At 69.7% G+C, this 16,468-nt stretch carries 10 protein-coding genes and 2 pseudogenes; 5 read left to right on the top strand and 7 right to left on the bottom strand.

Annotated elements, in window-relative coordinates; translation table 11 throughout:
- Positions 1-37: 37 nt before the first annotated feature.
- Both lnt and FOZ76_RS13165 read right to left on the bottom strand, forming a co-directional pair.
- Positions 38-1,615, bottom strand: a complete 1,578-nt coding sequence (gene lnt, locus FOZ76_RS13160; protein WP_246129490.1) for an apolipoprotein N-acyltransferase — start codon at positions 1,613-1,615, stop codon at positions 38-40.
- Positions 1,612-2,466: a CorC family transporter gene (locus FOZ76_RS13165; protein WP_143948735.1), complete on the bottom strand. Its 855-nt coding sequence runs from the start codon at positions 2,464-2,466 to the stop codon at positions 1,612-1,614. The genes lnt and FOZ76_RS13165 overlap by 4 nt, the downstream gene beginning before the upstream one ends.
- Positions 2,467-2,581: 115 nt before the next feature.
- Here FOZ76_RS13165 and FOZ76_RS13170 point away from each other — a divergent pair, with 115 nt between their 5' ends.
- The 3 genes from FOZ76_RS13170 (at position 2,582) to FOZ76_RS13180 (ending at position 5,175) form a co-directional block, all read left to right on the top strand.
- On the top strand, positions 2,582-3,412 hold the full coding sequence (locus FOZ76_RS13170) for a tRNA threonylcarbamoyladenosine dehydratase (RefSeq protein WP_143948736.1): 831 nt from the start codon (positions 2,582-2,584) through the stop codon (positions 3,410-3,412).
- Between the two features lie 59 nt (positions 3,413-3,471).
- Positions 3,472-4,242, top strand: a complete 771-nt coding sequence (locus FOZ76_RS13175) for a M23 family metallopeptidase (protein WP_143948737.1) — start codon at positions 3,472-3,474, stop codon at positions 4,240-4,242.
- 135 nt (positions 4,243-4,377) lie between these two features.
- Complete coding sequence (locus tag FOZ76_RS13180; RefSeq protein ID WP_143948738.1) at positions 4,378-5,175, top strand: phosphodiesterase; 798 nt, start codon at positions 4,378-4,380, stop codon at positions 5,173-5,175.
- 57 nt (positions 5,176-5,232) lie between these two features.
- On the opposite strand, the gene FOZ76_RS13185 is transcribed toward FOZ76_RS13180, so the two are convergent.
- Positions 5,233-6,036, bottom strand: coding sequence for an IclR family transcriptional regulator (locus FOZ76_RS13185; RefSeq protein WP_170235428.1), 804 nt, complete (start codon positions 6,034-6,036; stop codon positions 5,233-5,235).
- A 183-nt stretch (positions 6,037-6,219) separates the two neighbouring features.
- Between FOZ76_RS13185 and FOZ76_RS13190 the strand changes: the two genes are divergently transcribed.
- Positions 6,220-7,152, top strand: coding sequence for a Bug family tripartite tricarboxylate transporter substrate binding protein (locus FOZ76_RS13190; protein WP_246129493.1), 933 nt, complete (start codon positions 6,220-6,222; stop codon positions 7,150-7,152).
- A 14-nt stretch (positions 7,153-7,166) separates the two neighbouring features.
- Positions 7,167-7,982 carry an HpcH/HpaI aldolase family protein gene (locus tag FOZ76_RS13195; protein ID WP_170235430.1) on the top strand — a complete coding sequence of 272 codons (816 nt, stop codon included), beginning with the start codon at positions 7,167-7,169 and terminating at the stop codon, positions 7,980-7,982.
- A gap of 982 nt (positions 7,983-8,964) precedes the next feature.
- On the opposite strand, the pseudogene FOZ76_RS28355 reads toward FOZ76_RS13195, so the two are convergent.
- The 4 genes and pseudogenes from FOZ76_RS28355 to FOZ76_RS13210 form a co-directional block, all read right to left on the bottom strand.
- Positions 8,965-11,340, bottom strand: a pseudogene (locus FOZ76_RS28355) (excinuclease ABC subunit UvrA); the annotation flags it as partial.
- A gap of 111 nt (positions 11,341-11,451) precedes the next feature.
- Positions 11,452-13,959, bottom strand: a pseudogene (uvrA, locus tag FOZ76_RS28360) (excinuclease ABC subunit UvrA); the annotation flags it as partial.
- Between the two features lie 185 nt (positions 13,960-14,144).
- On the bottom strand, positions 14,145-14,999 hold the full coding sequence (gene purU, locus FOZ76_RS13205; RefSeq protein ID WP_143948743.1) for a formyltetrahydrofolate deformylase: 855 nt from the start codon (positions 14,997-14,999) through the stop codon (positions 14,145-14,147).
- Between the two features lie 101 nt (positions 15,000-15,100).
- Entirely contained in the window at positions 15,101-16,309 is a 1,209-nt protein-coding gene (locus tag FOZ76_RS13210) for an NAD(P)/FAD-dependent oxidoreductase (RefSeq protein ID WP_143948744.1), read from the bottom strand.
- Positions 16,310-16,468 lie beyond the last annotated feature (159 nt).

Below are 16,468 nucleotides of genomic sequence, written 5' to 3' on the forward strand. Positions count from 1 at the left end.
GCAGTGGCTTACGCCGCCATGATCGCGCCGTCGCGACTCATCGGAAACGCACCCTGGACCGCAGCCCCGCCCCCGCCAGGCACATGGCGATCAGCGTGAGCGCCGCCGCGTTGCCCCAGCGCGCGTAGGGCGTCCAGCCGGTCGTGCCCTGGACGACGGTGTCCAACACGCCGGCCGCGTGGGTGGGCAGGACGGCCTGGACGCGGCCACGGCTGTCGATGACGCCGGTGACCCCGGTGTTGGTCGCGCGGATCGAGGGGCGCCCCAGCTCGAGCGAACGCATGCGCGCGATGCGCAGGTGCTGCGGCAGCGCCCAGGAGTCGCCGAACCAGCCCAGGTTGCTCACGTTGGCCAGCAAAGTGGCGCCCGGCTCGCCGTTCGGCCCGGGACGCAGCGCCGGCAGCAGCTCCTCGCCGAACACGTCCTCGTAGCAGATGTTGAACGCGATGTGCTGGCCCGCGATGGCGAACGGCTGCTGACGCTTGGCGCCGCGATCGAAGTCGCCCATGGGCATGACCATGGCGTTGACGAACCAGCGAAAGCCGGTCGGCACGAACTCGCCGAAGGGGACGAGGTGCGCCTTGTCGTAGCGATAGGGCACGCGGCCGTTGACGAGATCGTTGGGGTCGGCGTCGCCCGTGAAGCCGATCACGCTGTTGGTGTAGCGCGAACCGCCATCCGGGCCGGGCGTGTGCAGGGCGATGCCGGTCGCCAGGGCCGTGCCCTGGGCGCCGGCGGCATCGATCCATTGCTGCCAGAGCGGCGCCGGCAGTTGGTCCTGGAACAAGGGGATGGCGGTTTCCGGCAGCACGACGAGGTCGGGCGAGAAGCCGGCCACGCCGGAAGGCTGCGTGCTCATGGCCAGATGGCGCTGCAGCGTGTCCAGGATCAGATTGGGATCGAACTTGTTGGACTGCTCGACGTTGCCCTGGACCAGGCGCAGGGAGATCGGCCGGCCGGCGGGCTCGATGCCCCAGCGCGCCACGGACAGACCGGCGCCGAGCGCGAGCACGATGAGCCCGGCGGCGCCGGCGCGCACCCGTGCCGGCCCGCGGCCGCAGGCAGCCAGGGCGAATGCCCCCGCCACCACCGCCGCGGCCAGTGCGACACCATGGACGCCCAGCACAGGGGCATAACCCGACAACGGCCCGTCGACGTGCGCATAGCCGGCGTTGAGCCACGGAAAGCCGGTGAAGATCCAGCCGCGCACCCACTCGGTGCCGGCCCAGCCCCCGGCAAAGGCCGCGACGAAGCCCAGGCCGCCGCTGCCCGGGCCGGCGAGCCGGCGCGCGAGCGCCATGCCCAGCGCGGGCAGCACGGCCAGTGCGGCGGCCAGCAAGACCACGGCGAGCCCGGCCAGCCAGACCGCCATCTCGCCATAGACGTGCAGGCTGATGAAAATCCAGTAGAAGCCGACCGCGAACGTGCCCGCGCCGAACCACCAGCCGCGCACGGCAGCCGCGCGCGGGCCGGATGCACGCCAGACAGCCCCGGCCAGCAAGGCCAGGGCGAGAACCTGGATCAGCGGAAGCAGCCAGACGGGCAGCGGCCCGGGCGCGAACGCAAGCGCATGCAGCCCGCCCGCGAACAGCAGGGGCCAGCCGCGCCGGATCACTTGACCTGCACGGTCAGCCAGAGCGCGCGCCGGGCGTCGGCGCGCGTGACCTGGAGAACGAGATTGTCGCGCTCGACGGTGTCGCCGCGACGCGGAATGTGCTCGAGCTCGTCCGCCAGCCAGCCGCCCACCGTGTCGTACTCGTCGGTCTCGAGGTGGGCGTTGAAGGCTTCGTTGAAACGGTCGATCTCCGTCGTCGCCATCACGCGCCAACGGTTCTCGCCATCGGGGAAGATGGTCTGCTCGGCTTCCTCGTCGAACTCGTCCTCGATGTCTCCGACGATCTGTTCGAGCACGTTCTCCATGGTGACCAGCCCGGCGATGCCGCCGTGCTCGTCGACCACGATGACGAGGTGGTTGCGGTTGACGCGGAACTCGCGCAGCAGCACATTCAGACGCTTGGACTGCGGAATGAAGACGGCGGGCCGCACGAGGCTGCGGATCTCGACCTCGGGATTCTGCATGCACTGCAGCAGATCCTTGGCGAGCAGGATGCCGATGATGTTGTCGCGGGTTTCCTCGTAGACCGGGAAGCGCGAATGGGCCGCCTCGATGACATAGGGCAGCAGTTCGGCCAACGGCCGGGAGATGTCCAGCGCGTCGATGCGCGAACGGGGCACCATGACATCGGCCGCCGTCAGTTCGGAGACGGCCAGGGCGCCGACGATCATCGCATAGGCGTCGGCATCGACGAGCTGGCGCTCGTGGGCGTCTTCGAGCAGGACTTTGAGTTCGTCGCGGTCTTCGGGCTCGCGCCGCAGCAGAGCGGAAAAGCGTTCGAAGAGCGACTTGGGGGATTTGACAGTGCGCGAGCCGGACGGCTGCGCATCAGCAGGGTAAGGGTCTGACATCGTCCGCGAGGACAAGTGAAGGAAGATGTAGCATACCGCAAGAGGCGACCTGCGCAAACCAAGGATGGAATTCGTGCATGTTCGCCGTGAATCGCAGGTTTTTCCCGGAATTTACATGCAAGACCCCGGCATCTCCAACGAACTGCCGAGCAGCGCCGACACCGAGCGCCGCTTCGGCGGCCTGCGCCGCCTCTATGGCGACGCTGCCTACGACCGCCTGGCCGGCGCCCACGTCGCGGTCGCCGGCATCGGCGGGGTGGGCTCCTGGACCGCGGAGGCCCTCGCGCGCTGCGGCGTGGGCGCGCTCACCTTGATCGATATGGACCACGTTGCGCCCTCCAACGTCAATCGCCAGATCCACGCGCTCGACGACACGCTGGGCCAGGCCAAGATCGAGGCCATGGCCGAGCGCATCCGCGGCATCCACCCCGGCTGCCGGCTGACCCTGGTCGACGATTTCGTCGAACCGGACAACCTCGGGCGCACGCTGCCCGGCCCTTACTCGGCGATCGTGGACGCCACCGACCAGGCCCGGGCAAAGATCGCCATGATCCTGCATGCGCGCGCGCACCGCGTCCCGCTCATCGTCTGCGGCGGCGCGGGCGGCAAGACCGATCCGCTCGCCCTGCGCGCGGGCGATCTGTCCCAGGCCGTCAACGATGCCCTGCTCGCGCGCCTGCGCAACGAGCTGCGCCGGCATCATGGCTACCCGCGCGTGGAACCGAAGACGGCCAGGCGCGCCGCCCGCGTGCCGCGCATGCAGGTGCGGGCGCTCTGGGTGGACGAACCCGTGCGCCGCCCCGCCGCCGGCGCCGACGCCTGCGAGGTGGCGCCCCAGGGCCTCTCGTGCGCAGGCTATGGCTCGGTCGTGACGGTGACCGCCGCCATGGGCCTGGCCGCCGCCAACACGGCGCTGCGCGAGGCGCTCACCGCACCCTCGGACTGAAATTTGCTGTTGCCGTCGCGCGCCCGACGGCCGGCGTGCCCATTGCTGGAAACCACAGGATGTCTGCCGCTTCACGCTTTGCCTTCACCCTTCCCTTGCACACCCTGCGCAACGCCGCGCGCACTGCCGCGATCGCCGCCCTGATCGCGCTGCTGGCCGCTTGCGGCTCGTCGCCCTCGCGCCCCAGCGGGCCCGGCTACCACGATGTCCGGCCCAACGAGACGCTATCGTCGATCGCCCGACGCTACGGCGCCTCGGTGGACGACCTGGTGCGCTGGAACAAGCTCGCCAATCCGAATCGCATCCACGTCGGCCAGACCCTGCAGGTGGTGGCCAACCCCGGCAAGCCCGGCGACACCGGCGTGGCGAGCGGGTCAACGGACAGCACACCGCTGGCCACCTCGCGCGGCGACCCTACGCAGGTGCAGCCCTCGGCGCCCGCCCCGCGCGCGACGGCGGCGGTACCGGCCAACGCCGTCAAGCTCGCCTGGCCCGCCGACGGCAAGACGGGCCGCATGCCCGGCCGCTCCGGGATCTCGATCGCCGCAGGCGCGGGCGCACCGGTGCGGGCCGCGGCCTCCGGACGGGTGGCGTACGTCGGCTCCGGCCTGCGCGGCTACGGCAACATGGTCATCGTGGACCACGGCTCGAACTTCATGACCGTCTACGCCCACAATCGCCGGCTGACCGTCCAGGAAGGCGCCCGCGTGTCGCAGGGCCAGCAGATCGCCGAAATGGGCAGCACCGACGCCAGCCAGGTCGTGCTCTACTTCGAAGTGCGCCACAATGGGGAGCCGGTGGACCCGCTGCGCGTCCTGCCCAAGCGCTAGGGCACATCGCCCCTCATCCCCCGGCGCTCGAATCCGTCAGCCAGCGCCTGGGATGATCCGCACCAGCGCGGAGCAACATGGCGCCGGCCAGTGCCACCGGCAACGCGCTCGCCCCGATCCAAGCCGAGGTACACCATGATCCTCGTCCAGATGTCCGACATGCACGTCATGCCCCCGGGCGCCCGGGCCTATGGTGTGGTCGAGACCAGCGCCATGCTGCCGCCCGCCCTGGCCGCCGCCGCACGGCTGACGCCGCACCCCGATTGCCTGCTGCTGACGGGCGATCTGGTCGACGCGGGCACGCCCGAATTCTATGCCGCCTTGCGCACGCTGCTGCAACAGGCGACGCTGCCGTTTCGGCTGATGCCGGGCAACCATGATGGCCGCGACGCGCTGCGCGCCGCCTTCCCCGAGCACACTTACCTGCGCGGACACGACGGCTACATCCAGTACGCCATCGAGGACTATCCCGTGCGCATCCTTGCCCTGGACAGCGTGGTGCCGGGCGAGGAGCGCGGCGCGCTGTGCGGCACGCGCCTGGCCTGGCTGGCCGAGCGCCTGGCCGAGGCGCCGGGCCGCCCGACCATCGTCGCCCTGCACCATCCGCCCTTCGCCTGCGGCATCGCGCACATGGACGCCATGGCCCTGACCGAAGGCCGGGCGGAACTCGAAGCGCTGATCGCACGCCACCCGAACGTCGAGCGCGTGATCTGCGGCCATGTGCATCGCGCGATCACGCGCCGCTTCGGCGGCACGCTGGTGTCGTGCTGTCCGTCGACGGCACACCAGATCGCGCTCGACCTTGCCCCCGACGGTGTAGCCGGCTTCACCATGGAGCCGCCCAGCCTGCTCGTGCACGCCTGGGTGGACGGCGCGCTCGTCACGCACCAGGCCTACATCGGCGAATACCCGGGGCCGTATCCGTTCGGCTGAAGGCCGCCCGGGTGTCGAGCCCAAGTGGGTCGATGTACAACACGTCCGGCATCGGCATCAAATCCCGATAGCTGCGTTCCAGTCCGCGGCAATGCCATCGATTTCTGCCTTGACGAGCGCGGCGAGGCGCCGCTGGCGTGCGGCGCCCATGCGATTCGACAAGGCGGTCACGGTAATCGAAGCACTGGCGAGCACCGGTGGGAATGGCACGCCCACCGACAATGCACCCGGAGCGCCTGGGCTGGGCCCAGTCGCATAGCCGATGGAGACGCTCTCGCGGACATGACGTAGAACGCGGGCGGCGGTCAGGCCGTCGAACCCCGTATAGCGCCGGCCGATCCCGCCGACCACCTGGCTCGCCTCGCGCGGGTCGAGCGCGGCCAGAATCGCCACGCCACCCACGCCGACTCCCAGCGGGCGTCGCACGCCGACATCCAGCGGGACGGCCTTGATCGGATAGTCGCCCACGCAGCAGGCAATGCATACCGCTTCGAACCCGCTGCGCTCACTCAGGTAGACAGTGTCACGGGTGTGTTCGGCCAACCGACGCAGCACCGGCTCACAGGCCTCGCCCAGCCGGTAGCGCGGCTGGGCGAGCAGACCCAGTTCATAGAGCAACCGGCCCAGGTAGAACTTGTTGGTATGGCCGTCCCTGGCCACCAACCCCTCACGACAAAGGCGGCCCAGCACGCGCACGCAGGTGGTCTTGGGCAGGCCCGACATGCCCACCAGCTCGTCGATCCGGATGCCGCGGCGGCCGCGCGAGGCGATGGCACGCAGCAGCGTCACAGCGCGGCCGATGCTTTGAGTACCGCGCGGCTCGTCACCCGGCGCGGGTGGGAGCAGGTAGAGATCCGTCATGTCAATGGAAGCCACATTGTGGTTTCGTGATATGTCGCGCCTATTGTTGCTCGCAAGGCGCCTGCTTAGCATGAACTGCGGATAGGTCACGAACCACGATGTGGCTTCGAGATCATCCATCCAGAACAACGACCAGGAGAAGACATGTCATTGCCCAGATGCAGCAAGGCCGCCTTGGCGGCCATGCTGTGCCTTGCGTCATACACCGCCGCCGCGAGTCCGTTCCCGTCCCGCCCCATCACCATGATCGTCCCGTATGCGGCGGGCGGCTTCGCCAGCACGCTCGCGCACATGCTGAGCGAACGCATGGCCAGGACGCTCGGCCAGCCGGTCATCGTCGACAACCGTCCCGGCGCCAATGGCAACATTGCCGCGCGCCTGGTGGCCAAGGCCGCGCCCGACGGCTACACGGTGCTGCTGGGTACCAGCAGCGTGCTGGCGATCAACCCCCATCTCTACAAGGACGTTGCCTTCCAGCCGCTGAGCGACTTCGCACCTGTCGGCCAACTCGTCACCACCGCCAACGTCGTCGTCGTCAACCCTGCCGACGGTATCGCCTCTGTCCAGGATTTGGTTGAGCACGCCAAGGCCCAGCGCGATGCCACCTTCGCCTCCTCGGGTATTGGAAGCTCCATGCATCTGTCGGGAGAGATGTTCAACGTACGCGCGGGCACCCACATGACCCACGTACCCTACAAGGGCAGTGCGCCGGCCCTGACGGACTTGATGGCTGGGCGGATCACCACGATGTTCAGCGACACGACGGCGCTGCCGCACGTGCAGGCCGGAAAGCTGCGCGCCATTGCCGTCACCGGAGCGCAGCGCATGGCGGCCATTCCCGATATACCAACCGTCCAGGAAGCGGGCATCGCCGATTTCGTCGTGGAGTCGTGGTACGCGCTCGTGGCGCCAACCGGCACGCCGCAGGATGCCGTGCTACGCCTGAGCCAGGCAGCGCAGTCTGCTGTCAATGACGACACAGTCAAGCGGCGGCTGGCCGAGATTGCCAGCCAGCCTGCCGAGGACGGCTCGCCGGCACATCTGGAGACCGTGCTGCGCAAGGAGTTGCAGACGTGGGCTGATGTGGTAGCGCAATCGGGCGCCAAAGCACAATGATGAGGATCTCCACCATGGTCAAACCACGAACCAACACTGTACGGGCCGGTCTGGCTGAGGGCCGCCTCCTGGCCGGCCCCGTCATGCAGGTCGCCTCGCCCGAACTGATCGAGATGGCCGGCGCCGCCGGCTTCGACTTTGTATGGATCGACTGCGAGCATGGCGCATTCCACTTGGAAACCGCCGTGCACATGCTGCGCGCGGCCGATGCAGTCGGGCTGACCGCGTTGGTGCGGGTGCCAGACCAGACCCCGAGCCTGATCATGCGAGTACTGGACGCCGGTGCACAAGGCGTGGTCGTACCCAACGTCTCGGACGGGGCCCAAGCCCAGGCCGTCGTCGATGCCGCCCGCTATCGCCAGGACGGGGGCAGCGGCCGTCGAGGTGCCTGCCCAGGGACACGCGCCTCGTGGCACCAAACCGAGGACTGGCCAGCCTTCTCGCGCCAGGCCAATGCCGACGTGCTGGTGTGGGTCCTGATAGAGAGTCCCGCCGCGGTGCGCAACATCGACGAGATCTTGCAGGTGCCTCACTTGGACGGCGTCGCACTGGGCCCGTTCGACCTGGCCCATGACATGGGCTTTCCCGGCGAGGTCGACCATCCCGAGGTCCAGGCGAGTCTGGACGAGGTGGTCAACCGAGCCCAGGAACGCGGCGTCGAAGTCATCGCCTCGTTGTTCTCCCCGGACCCTCAGGGCATGGCACGCGAACGGGCTCGATGGGCGGCGCGCGGCATTCGCCTCTTCAGCATCGGCAGCGACCGGCGCCTGATCGTGCGAGCCATGCGCGAGCGTCGCGCGGCCATTGGCACCGACCCGGAGGGCACCTAAGCGGAGGGCGGCCTCGCGCACCGCTTAGGTGCCCTCCGCGGATGCTCGACGCCGCAAAGGCAACCCCCACGGTCCGTCAAGCCGCGCGCTTGGCCTGCTCCGCCATGAACTCGGCCAGCACCCGCCCCGTGTGCGAATACCCCTTGGCCGCCATGACTTCCTCGGGCGTGCCCTGCACCACCAGCCGCCCGCCGCCGTCGCCGCCCTCGGGGCCCATGTCGAGCAGCCAGTCGGCTTCGGCGATCACGTCGAGGTTGTGCTCGATGACCACCACCGTGTTGCCCGCCTCGACCAGGCGGTGCAGCACGCGGATCAGTTTCTCCACATCGGCCATGGCGAGGCCGACGGTGGGTTCGTCCAGCACGTACAAGGTGTGCGGCTGCCGGCCCCGCCCGGTCCGCGTGAGGCCTTCGGTGATGCGCGCCTTGGCGAGTTCGGTGACGAGTTTGATGCGCTGCGCCTCGCCGCCCGACAAGGTGGGCGAGGGCTGGCCCAGGGTGAGATAGCCCAGGCCGACGTCACGCATCAGTTCCAGCGGGTGGCGCACGGCGGGATGGTGTTCGAAGTAGCCCACCGCATCGTCCACCTCCATGCCCAGCACCTCGCCCACGCTCTTGCCGCGCAGATGCACGGCCAGGGTCTCGGCGTTGAAGCGCGCGCCGCCGCAGGCGTCGCACTCCACCTTCACGTCGGGCAGGAAGTTCATTTCGATGGTGCGCATGCCCTGCCCTTCGCACACCGGGCAGCGGCCCGCGCCGGTGTTGAAGGAGAAGCGCGAGGCATTCCAGCCGCGCACCTTGGCTTCGGCGGTGTCGGCGAACTGCCTGCGCACGACATCCCAGAAGCCGATGTAGGTCGCCGGGCAGGATCGCGGGGTCTTGCCGATGGGCGTCTGGTCCACTTCGAGCACGCGGTCGATGGCCTGCCAGCCGTCGATGCTCTCGCAGCCCTGCCATTGGCGGAAGGCCTGCTCGCGCGGCGCAGCGACGGCGCGCGCCAGGTTCTCCAGCAGCACGTCGCGCGCGAGCGTGGACTTGCCCGAGCCCGAGACGCCGGTCACGACGGTGAGCCGGCCGACGGGAAAGCGCGCGGTGACGCCCTCCAGGTTGTGCCGGCGAGCGCCCTGCACGCTGATCGCGGGCACGACCTCGCCCACCGGCCGGCGCGCTTGTAGCGGGTGATGCAGCGGCCGCGCCAGGTAGCGCCCGGTGGTCGAGGCCGGGTTGGCGATCAGGTCCTGCACCGTGCCCTGGGCCACGACCTGGCCGCCGCGCACGCCGGCGCCGGGGCCGATGTCGATCACGTGCGCGGCGCGGCGGATGGTGTCCTCGTCGTGCTCGACCACGACCAGGGTGTTGCCGTTGGCCTCCAGCCGCTGCAGGGCATCCAGCAGGATGCGGTTGTCGCGCGGATGCAGGCCGATGGTCGGTTCGTCGAGCACGTAGCACACGCCCTGCAGGTTGGAGCCGAGCTGGGCGGCCAGGCGGATACGCTGCGCCTCGCCGCCGGAGAGCGTGGGTGCCGCACGGTCCAGCGCCAGGTAGCCCAAGCCGACCTGCTCCAGGAAGTCGAGGCGGCTGCGCAGCTCGGCGAAGATGTCGCGCGCGATCTCGGCCTCGCGGCCGCCGGCGTCCAGCGCCAGGAAGAAGCTGCGCGCCTGGCTGACCGACCACGACGTCAGTTCGGCGATCGAGCGGTCACGCCACAATACATTGAGCGATATCGGATTCAGGCGCTGGCCGTGGCAGGTCGGGCAGGCCACGACCTCGCCCTCGTAGCCCGCGTTCCAGCTCGATTCCTCCCCGCTCTGCTCGCCGTCGAAACCCGCCAGCTTCAAGCCGGTGCCGAAGCAGTCGGGACACCAGCCATGCTTGGAGTTGTACGAGAACTGGCGCGGGTCGGGTTCCGGAAAGCTCATGCCGCAGGCCGGGCAGGCGCGCTTGACCGAGAACACCTGGTCCTCGGCGTCTTCACGCAGGCCCTGGCCGCGCCGCATGGCGGCGGTGATGAGGCCGCCGCCCGCGGGCCGCGCGGGCGGCTGGGTGAGTTCGGACAACAAGGTCATGACGCCCTTGCCGTGCTCGAGCGCCTGCGCGACCGCATGGCGCAGCTCGTCCCCATGGTCCGCGTCGACAACCAGGTCGGCCACCGGCAGCTCGATGGTGTGCTCCTGGTAGCGGTCCAGCCGCGGCCAGGGCGCCGTCGGAATGAAGCGCCCGTCCACGCGCAGGTGGGTGTAGCCCTTGCCGGCCGCCCACTTGGCCAGGTCGGTGTAATAGCCCTTACGCGCGGTGACCAGCGGCGCCAGGATGCCGATGTGCTCGCCGCGGTGCTCGCGCAGGATGCGCGCGACGATCGCGTCGAAGCTCTGCGCCTGCACCGGGATGTGGTCCTTGGGGCAGAACTGCGTGCCCAGCTTCATGTAGAGCAGGCGCAGAAAGTGATGCACCTCGGTCATGGTCGCCACGGTGGACTTGCGCCCGCCCCGGCTGGTGCGCTGCTCGATCGCCACGGTGGGCGGGATGCCGAAGATGGCGTCCACGTCCGGCTTGCCCGCCGGCTGCACGATGGAGCGCGCATAGGCGTTGAGCGATTCCAGGTAGCGCCGCTGGCCCTCGTTGAACAGGATGTCGAAGGCCAGGGTGGACTTGCCCGAGCCCGACACGCCGGTGATCACCGTGAAGGTGTCGCGCGGGATGGTGACGTCCACGTTCTTGAGGTTGTGCTCGCGCGCATGGCGGATCTCGATCGCGCGCTCGCCGCCGCGGTTCGCCAGGGCGTAGGTCGCGGCCGACTCGTGCACCGCCGCCTCGATGGGCGCGCCCAGCGCGGCACGATACTCCGCCAGCGCCTGGCCGGTGTGCGAGGCGGGGTTGGCCATCACGTCGTCGGGCGTGCCCACGGCGACGACCTCGCCGCCGGCGTCGCCGCCCTCGGGACCCAGGTCGATCAGCCAGTCGGCCGCGCCGATCACGTCCAGGTTGTGCTCGATCACCACCAGCGTGTGGCCGGCGGCCAGCAGCTTGCGAAAGGCGCCCATGAGCCGCGCCACGTCGTCGAAGTGCAGCCCGGTGGTCGGCTCGTCGAACAGGAACAGGCTGCCCTTTTTTGCCGCCGGGCCGCCCCCAGGCGAAAAGCGCCCCCCCGGGGGGTAGCCGGCCGAAGGCACGGCGTGGGGGCCCTTTTCCGACACCTTGGCGCTGGAGATGCCGCTGCGCGCCGCCTCGGCGAGGTGGCCGGCGAGCTTCAGGCGCTGCGCCTCGCCGCCCGACAAGGTCGGTACCGGCTGGCCCAGGCGCACGTATTCCAGGCCGACGTCGGCCAGCGGCGCGAGGCCTGTCTGTACATGAGTCGCTCCGGCCTGAAGGCCGGAGTCTCCCCGCCACGATTCAGGGGAGCCTTCGGCTCCAGAACGCCGCCTGCGCTCGCTGACGCTCGCATCGTGGTCGTTGGCCTTGCCGTTCGCCGGCGAGAAGAAATCCAGCGCCTCGGTGACCGTCATCTCCAGCACGTCGGCGATGGAAGCCTTGCGCCCGCCGCGCTCGATGGTGACTTCCCGGATCTCGGGGCGAAAGCGCGTGCCGTCGCAATCCGGGCAGCGCAGGTAAACGTCGGACAGGAACTGCATCTCGACGTGCTCGAAGCCCGTGCCGCCGCAGGTCGGGCAGCGGCCGTCGCCGCTGTTGAAGCTGAAGGTGCCCGGCGTGTAGCCGCGCTCCTTGGACACCTTGGCCTGGGCGAACAGCTTGCGGATGGCGTCGAAGGCGCCGACGTAGCTCGCCGGGTTGGAGCGCGCGGTCTTGCCCACCGGCGACTGGTCGACCATCACCACGTCGGCGATCCAGTCGTCGCCCAGCAGGCGGTCGTGGGCGCCCGGCGCCTCGGTGGGCTGGCCCTTGGCCTTGCGCAGCGCCGGATACAGCACGTCCTGGATCAGGGTGGACTTGCCCGAGCCCGACACGCCGGTGACGACCACCAGCCGGCCCAGCGGGATCTGCACGTTCACGTTGCGCAGGTTGTGCTCGCGGGCGCCCTCCAGGATGAGGCGCGGCGTGTTTTTCGCGACCGGCGTGGGCCGCGGCGCCTGCACGCGCTTGCGGCCGGCCAGATAGTCGCCGGTGAGAGTGTCGGCGGCGCGCAAGCGGGCCGGCGTGCCGTTGAACACGATGTGCCCGCCGCGCTCGCCCGGGCCGGGCCCGATGTCGATCACACGGTCGGCGGCCAGCATCACCTGCGGGTCGTGCTCGACCACCACCAGCGAATTGCCGGCGTCGCGCAGGCGGTGCATGACCTCGACCACCCGATGCATGTCGCGCGGGTGCAGGCCGATGGAGGGCTCGTCCAGCACGAACAAGGTATTGACGAGCGAGGTGCCCAGCGCGGTGGTCAGGTTGATGCGCTGTACCTCGCCGCCCGAGAGCGTGCGGCTCTGGCGATCGAGCGTCAGGTAGCCCAGGCCGACGTCGCACAGAAAGCGCAGGCGGGCCCGCAGCTCCGTGAAGAGCAGGTCGGTGGCCGCATCCATCACGCCCTCGAAGCGCAGGCGCTCGAAGAACACCCGCACGCGCTCGATGGGCAGTTGCATGAGGTCGTGGATGTTCAGGCCGGGCAGCGCCGCCAGCGTCGCGTCGCTCCATCCGGCATGCACGGGCTTGAAGCGGCGATAGCGATCGTCGCCCGCGGGCAGGACCGCATCGGCGTCCTCGTGGGTGCCCACGCGCCACAGCAAGGCGTCGGGCTTCAGACGCGAGCCCTGGCAGGTGGGACACGGCGTATAGGCCCGGTACTTGGAGAGCAGCACCCGGATGTGCATCTTGTAGGCCTTGGTCTCGAGCCAGGCGAAGAAGCGCCTGGCGCCATACCATTGCCGATTCCAGTTGCTCGCGCCGCCCTTCCAGTGCGGCGTGCCCTCGATGACCCAGTCGCGCTCGCGCTGGGTCAGCTCGCGCCAGGGCACGCCCAGGCGGATGTCCTCGGCAGGGGCGTACTTGACCAGATCGTCCTGGATCTCCTTGAAGCTCGGGCTCTGCCAGGGCTTGACCGCGCCCTCGCGCAGGGTCTTGCCTTCGTCCGGGACGACCAGGCCGTAGTCCACGCCGATCACGCGGCCAAAGCCGCGGCAGGTCTCGCAGGCGCCCAGCGGCGAGTTGAACGAGAAGGTGCTCGGCACCGGCGTGCTGTAGGAGATGCCGCTGTCGGGGTCGTGGAGCTGGTCGCTGAAGCGCCAGATCTCGGCGTCCGGGCCGTCGGCCTCGCCCAGCACGCGCACGTCGACGCGGCCGGCGCCAAAGCGCAGCGCCGCGTCCAGCGCCTCGATCACGCGCGCGCGCTCGGCGTTGGCGAACCGGAAGCGGTCCTGCACGACGTGCAGTACGGCCTCGCTGCCCGAGGCGGCGTCGCGGCCGTGGACCCGGGTGTAGCCCTGGCGCTCCAGGAAGGCGCGGATCTCGTCCTCGGAGAAGTTGGCCGGCACCTTGACCGGGAAGGTGATGGCGAGCCGCGCATCGGGCCGCTCGGCACTGCGCGCGGCCATCTCGGCGTAGATCGATTCCGGGTCGTCCTTGCGCACCGGCCGCGCCGTCTCCCGGTCGTACAGGGTGGCCGCCCGGGCGAACAGCAGTTTCAGGTGGTCGTTCAGCTCGGTCATCGTGCCGACCGTGCTGCGCGAGCTGCGCACCGGGTTGGTCTGATCGATGGCGATGGCGGGCGGAATGCCCTCGATCCGGTCGACCTGCGGCTTGTCCATGCGGTCGAGGAACTGCCGCGCATACGGAGAGAAGGTCTCGACGTAGCGCCGCTGGCCCTCGGCGTAGAGGGTATCGAAGACCAGCGAGGACTTGCCCGACCCGGATACGCCGGTGACCACGATCAGCTCGTTGGTGGGCAGGGTGAGGCTGAGGTTCTTGAGATTGTTCTGGCGGGCGCCGGTGATGCGGATGGCGCCATCGTCGGGCGTAGCGCTGGGACGAGAGGACATGGAGGCGGAGGGAGATCTCGATGAAGGCCGGCAGTGGCGGCGCCACGGCGCGCGCGCAGGGTGCAAGCGCCCCTTCGCAAGCGGCGCGCCAGGCTCGATCCGCATGCTACACCCGATTCGGGATGCTGTGTTTTTTTACAGTCCTTTCCGCACCCGCCTGCGGCCCTGCTGCGCGCCAGGAGCCGTCAGCGAAACACCACCGTGCGGTGCCCGTTGAGCATCACCCGATGCTCGACGTGGCTGCGCACGGCGCGCGCCAGCACCTGCGATTCGATGTCGCTGCCCACTTGCGTGAGGTCGGCCGCGGTCATGGTGTGGTCCACCCGTTCGATGCCCTGCTCGATGATCGGGCCTTCGTCCAGGTCGGGCGTGACATAGTGCGCCGTCGCGCCGATCAGCTTCACGCCGCGTTCGTGCGCCTGGTAGTACGGGCGCGCACCCTTGAAGCTCGGCAGGAAGCTGTGATGGATGTTGATGGCGCGGCCGGCCAGCGCACGGCACATCTCGGGCGAGAGGATCTGCATGTAGCGGGCGAGCACCACGAGTTCGACGTCCAGCTCGTCGACCATGCGCAGCACCTGCGCCTCCTGTTCGGCCTTGGTGGCGGGCGTGACGGGCAGATGGTGGAACGGCACGTCGTAGGAACCCGCCAGCGTGGCGTAGTCGGGATGGTTCGACACCACGGCCGCGATCTCCACCGGCAACTGCCCGCTGCGCGCGCGGAACAGCAGGTCGTTCAGGCAGTGCCCCTGGCGGCTCACCATGATCAGCAGGCGCGCCTTCTGGCTGGCGTCGTAGATCTTCCACTCCATGGCGAAGGTGCCGGCAAGCTCGTCGAAGCGCTGGCCCAGCGCGGGCCGGCCCGTGCCTTCGGGCGCCGAGAAATGCACGCGCAAAAAGAAGCGCCCGCTGCCGCTGTCGCCGAACTGCTGCGCATCCAGGATATTGCAACCCAGCTCGAACAGGACGCCGGACACACGATGCACGATGCCGGTGGTGTCGGGGCAGGACAGGGTAAGGATGAAATCTTGACTGGACATGGTGGAGGCGGCGGCCGGCGGCGGCGAACCGGATGAGAACGATCGAATGATGGGAAGTGGGGCCGGGACGGAAGCGGGCAACCCGGCCCCCGGCATGGCGCTCAGAGATGCGACTTCAAGGGGATGGCGGGATCGACCAGTTGTTCGCGAGGCACCTGGACGCCCTGCTCGAGCAGTTTACGCGCGGCGATGTGATCGATCGGCGCGTTGATCGACTCCACGCAGACGAGCTGCCCGCCGACGAAATGCAGGACCGAGAAACTGCCGGGCTTGGCCCCGGGACGCAGCGCGCGCTCGGCGTCCGGCGGCGCGAGGCCCGCGATCTGCAGGCGCAGCGCCCCCTGATCGGACCAGAACCACGGCAGCGCGCCGTACGGCGCGGGCTTGCCGAGCAGGACGCCGGCCAGGGTACGCGCCTGGTCATTGGCGTTCTGGACCGACTCCAGGCGCAGCGACTTGCCCGAGCGCGCATACGGGAACGACGTGCAGTCGCCGATGGCGTAGATGGCCTGGTCGGCGGTGCGCATGTGCGCGTCGACCACCACGCCGTTGTCGCAGGCCAGGCCGGCAGCCTCGGCCAGCGAGGTCTCCGGCACGGCGCCGATGCCGGCGACCAGCAGGTCGACCGGGTAGCGCTCGCCGTCGACCATCAGGGCCGCCACGCGGCGCTCGTCATGTTCGACGTGCTCGACCTTGGCGCCCAGACGCACCTGCACCCCGGCTTCGCTCAGGGTGGCCGCGACATGCTCGGACGCCTCGGGCGACACCGACCGCGCCATCAGGCGCGGCGCCGCCTCGAACACCGTGACGGGCTTGCCCAGGTGGCCGGCCGTGGCCGCGATCTCCAGCCCGATGAAGCCGCCGCCCAGCACCGTCACCGTCGACGCGGTCCCCAGCGCCGAACGCAACCGCAAGGCATCGTCCGTGTTGCGCAGATACACCAGGTTCTCCAGCGACTCGGGCAGGCCCGGCAGGCGGCGCGCGCGCGTGCCGGTGGCAAGCACCAGAACGTCGTAATCGAGCGTGCGGCCGGAGGCGAGCACGACGCAGCGGCCGGCGCGATCGATGGAGCGCACGGCGTCGCCCAGCACGAGCTCGATGCCCGCGTCGCGGTAGGCGGCCTCGGCGCGCAGCAGTTGCGGTTCCGCGGCGGGGTCCTTGATGAAGGTCTTGGACAGCGGCGGCCGGTGATACGGCAGGTGCGGCTCGTCGGACACCAGGGTGACCTTGCCGGTGTAGCCGCCCTCGGTGAGGCTGGCGCAAAGCTGAGCGGCGGCATGGCCGCCGCCGACGATAACCACCTTCTGCATACTTGCTCCCGGAATTCGGCCGGGCGCCCCGGCCTTCCGGCGAATCGCCGGGCGAGCGCCCCGTGCCTGGGTGGGCGAGTCGCGCGCGAAGGGCGTCCCGCCAAGAAACGTAACCAGTCAGTATATACCCTGGACGCCCGGGCTCTCGAATGGCCGGAC

The sequence above is a fragment of the Verticiella sediminum genome (genome assembly GCF_007558815.1).
Lineage (GTDB): Bacteria > Pseudomonadota > Gammaproteobacteria > Burkholderiales > Burkholderiaceae_B > Verticiella > Verticiella sediminum.

Bases quoted from the DNA above. Each gene is read 5' to 3' on its own strand.
- FOZ76_RS13165 (WP_143948735.1), bottom strand. From the start codon at position 2,466: ATGTCAGACCCTTACCCTGCTGATGCGCAGCCGTCCGGCTCGCGCACT.
- FOZ76_RS13170 (WP_143948736.1), top strand. From the start codon at position 2,582: ATGCAAGACCCCGGCATCTCCAACGAACTGCCGAGCAGCGCCGACACC.
- FOZ76_RS13175 (WP_143948737.1), top strand. From the start codon at position 3,472: ATGTCTGCCGCTTCACGCTTTGCCTTCACCCTTCCCTTGCACACCCTG.
- FOZ76_RS13180 (WP_143948738.1), top strand. From the start codon at position 4,378: ATGATCCTCGTCCAGATGTCCGACATGCACGTCATGCCCCCGGGCGCC.
- FOZ76_RS13185 (WP_170235428.1), bottom strand. From the start codon at position 6,036: ATGACGGATCTCTACCTGCTCCCACCCGCGCCGGGTGACGAGCCGCGC.
- FOZ76_RS13190 (WP_246129493.1), top strand. From the start codon at position 6,220: ATGCTGTGCCTTGCGTCATACACCGCCGCCGCGAGTCCGTTCCCGTCC.
- FOZ76_RS13195 (WP_170235430.1), top strand. From the start codon at position 7,167: ATGGTCAAACCACGAACCAACACTGTACGGGCCGGTCTGGCTGAGGGC.
- purU (WP_143948743.1), bottom strand. From the start codon at position 14,999: ATGTCCAGTCAAGATTTCATCCTTACCCTGTCCTGCCCCGACACCACC.
- FOZ76_RS13210 (WP_143948744.1), bottom strand. From the start codon at position 16,309: ATGCAGAAGGTGGTTATCGTCGGCGGCGGCCATGCCGCCGCTCAGCTT.